Source organism: Actinomycetota bacterium (genome assembly GCA_036280995.1).
In the GTDB taxonomy this organism is placed as follows: domain Bacteria; phylum Actinomycetota; class CALGFH01; order CALGFH01; family CALGFH01; genus CALGFH01.
Genome location: DASUPQ010000642.1, coordinates 1 through 2,552 on the forward strand (window position 1 = coordinate 1; position 2,552 = coordinate 2,552).

Below are 2,552 nucleotides of genomic sequence, written 5' to 3' on the forward strand. Positions count from 1 at the left end.
GATGAAGATCGCACACTCCCTTCGTGAGCGTCGGGGGAAGGCGCCCCGGTCTTCCGTGGTCGCGGGGAGCAAGGCAAGCCGTGGGGGGTTGAGCTCTGGGGCGAGCCGGGTGGGGCCTTCCGAGCCGTGGGCCGCGGATGATCGGGTTTCCAGCGCCGGGCGCGGAGCGAAGAAACACTGGCGCTGCAAATGACATCGGTGTGGTTAGCGTCCTAGGATGCACTCCATGGCGGCAGCAACCAGCCCGGAGCACAGCGGTAGCGGTCCGGTCGGCGAGCTCAACGCCCGCGACGCGGAGATCTTGACCTTCGAGCGCCAGTGGTGGAAGTTCGCCGGCGCCAAGGAACAGGCCATCCGGGACAAGTTCGCCATGTCGGCCACCCGGTACTACCAGGTGCTCAACGCCCTGATCGACCAGCCCGAGGCGCTGGCCCACGACCCGCTGCTGGTCAAGCGGCTGCGGCGGCTGCGGGCCAGCCGGCAGCGTCAACGTTCCGCCAAGCGCCTGGGGATCGATCTCAACCTCGACGCGTAGCTCTCGGTCAAGCAGCGCCTGTCACGTCCAATGCCTCCACTTCGCACCCCGTACGTACACTTCGCACCCCGTACGTACACTTCGCACCCGGCGTGCAGGGTCTCAGCTGACAGGACATCGCTGACACTTTGATGCCAGGACATCGCTGACACCCGGCCGGCCCGTGACAACAGTTGTCGCCATGGGCCAGGAAGTGGTGTCGATGGAGACGAAGTACGCGGCGATGTTCGCCTCGGTCGAGCAGGGCCGGGAGTCGGTCACCGAGGTGTGTGCTCGGCTGGGGATCAGCCGGCAGAGCTACTACAAGTACCGGCGTCGGCTGGCCGAGGAAGGGCTAGACGGGCTGCGTCCCCGGTCGCGGCGGCCGGACTCGACCCCGACGACGACACCGCAGGCGATGGTCGATTGGATCTGCAGCGTGCGGGCGTTGCTGGAGAACGAGGGCTGGGACAACGGGGCGTTGTCGATCCACAACCGGCTGCTCCGCGACGGGGTGGACCAGGTGCCGTCGTGGCGGACCATCCACCGGATGCTGGTCCGAGAGGATCTGGTCACCCCGCAGCCGGCGAAGCGGCCTCGTTCGTCGCGGCGACGGTTCGAATTCCCCGCCCCGGATGACTTGTGGCAGATCGACGCGTTCGAGCATCCGCTGGCCGACGGCACGATCGTGGTCGTGTTCGAGATCAAGGACGACTGCTCCCGAACCCAGATCGCCAACCTGGCCTGGCCCGGTGAGGATGCCGACGGCGCGTGGCTGTGCCTGACCCGTGGGATCGAGCAATGGGGCAAGCCGCTGATGGTGCTGTCGGACAACTCGCTGGCGTTCAACGGCCGTCTCCACAAGGTGGTGGTCCGGGTGGAGAAGAACCTGCGTGCCCTAGGGATCAAACCGATCACCTGCCGGCCCGGGCACCCGCAGACCAACGGGAAGAACGAACGGGGCCACTCGACCTTGCAGCGATGGCTACGAGCCCAACCCGCGGCGAGGCATCTAGCCGAATTGCAGGCCCAGATCGACCGCTATCAGATCGCCTACAACGATCGGCCCCACCAAGGTCTCGACCCCAATCAGACCCCGCTCGAACGACGGATCGCAGCCCGGCGGCCGCGCCCGGAGCAAGGGCCGATCCCTGAGCCCACCCTGGTCCGGTACTGCACCGTGAAGCCCCGCGGCTTCTTGTCCTGGGACGGCTTCCGGATCGCCGTCGGCGCCGAGCTCGCCGGCCGAGTCTGCACCGTGTTCGCCACCGGCGACCATCTGTTGATCTTCTACCGCCACCACCTCGTCCGCGAACTGGACATCGACCGGACCCGCCGATCCCAGAACCTGCCCGAACCACGCCGGCGCGACGCCAACCGGCAACGCCTCATCGACGACCTGCTCGCCGCGGCGCCGCCGCCCCAGGGGCAGGCCCCCGGCCTGCCCCCACCGCCTGCCCCAGGGGCCGTCGAGGCTCCGGGCTCAAGGGCGGCCTCCGGCCGCCGCGCAGCGGGCGCGAAGCGACCCTTGAACCCGGAGGGACGGCCCCGCACAATAGGCGGCGCCTACACTCACCCAACAACCCAACTGTCAGCGATGTCCTGACAGCGAGTGTCAGCGAAGTCCTGGCAGAGCACACCCTGCACGCCGGGTGCGAAGCGCACGTACGGGGTGCGAAGTGGTGGCATGGGATGTGACAGGGATCGCGATTTTAACGCCACTGGCCGCACCTTCTTACACAAGCTGCGCGGGGTCCGGCCGTCCTCAGCGGATCAGCGCGGCTGCCTGGCGCGCGATTGCCAGTTCCTCGTTGGTCGGCACCACCAGAACAGTGGTCCGCGACGAGTCGGTGGAGATCACCCGGGCTTCGTCGGACCGCAGGGCATTGCGCTCGGCGTCGAGCTCGATCCCCAGTCCCTCCAGACCGGCGAGAGCGTCCGCGCGCACCGACACGTTGTTCTCGCCCACTCCAGCGGTGAAGCTGATCACGTCCACCGAGCCGAGCACCGCCAGGTAGGCCCCGATGTAGTGCTTGAG

The 2,552-nt window shown here is 67.9% G+C and carries 3 protein-coding genes; 2 read left to right on the plus strand and 1 reads right to left on the minus strand.

The annotated features are described in order from the left end of the window. The first annotated feature begins 226 nt into the window (after positions 1-226). On the plus strand, positions 227-535 hold the full coding sequence (locus tag VF468_21965; protein ID HEX5880957.1) for a DUF3263 domain-containing protein: 309 nt from the start codon (positions 227-229) through the stop codon (positions 533-535). Between the two features lie 223 nt (positions 536-758). Continuing rightward, the gene (locus VF468_21970) at positions 759-2,120 is read left to right on the plus strand and encodes an integrase core domain-containing protein (protein ID HEX5880958.1); all 1,362 of its coding nucleotides are present in this window, start codon (positions 759-761) and stop codon (positions 2,118-2,120) included. A gap of 159 nt (positions 2,121-2,279) precedes the next feature. Here VF468_21970 and VF468_21975 read toward each other — a convergent pair. Continuing rightward, positions 2,280-2,552 (minus strand): acetate kinase (locus VF468_21975; GenBank protein ID HEX5880959.1); only part of this gene is annotated, 273 nt, incomplete at its 5' end.

Excerpts from the sequence above, each read along its gene's own strand:
- VF468_21965 (HEX5880957.1), top strand. The coding sequence starts at position 227 with ATGGCGGCAGCAACCAGCCCGGAGCACAGCGGTAGCGGTCCGGTCGGC.
- VF468_21970 (HEX5880958.1), top strand. The coding sequence starts at position 759 with ATGTTCGCCTCGGTCGAGCAGGGCCGGGAGTCGGTCACCGAGGTGTGT.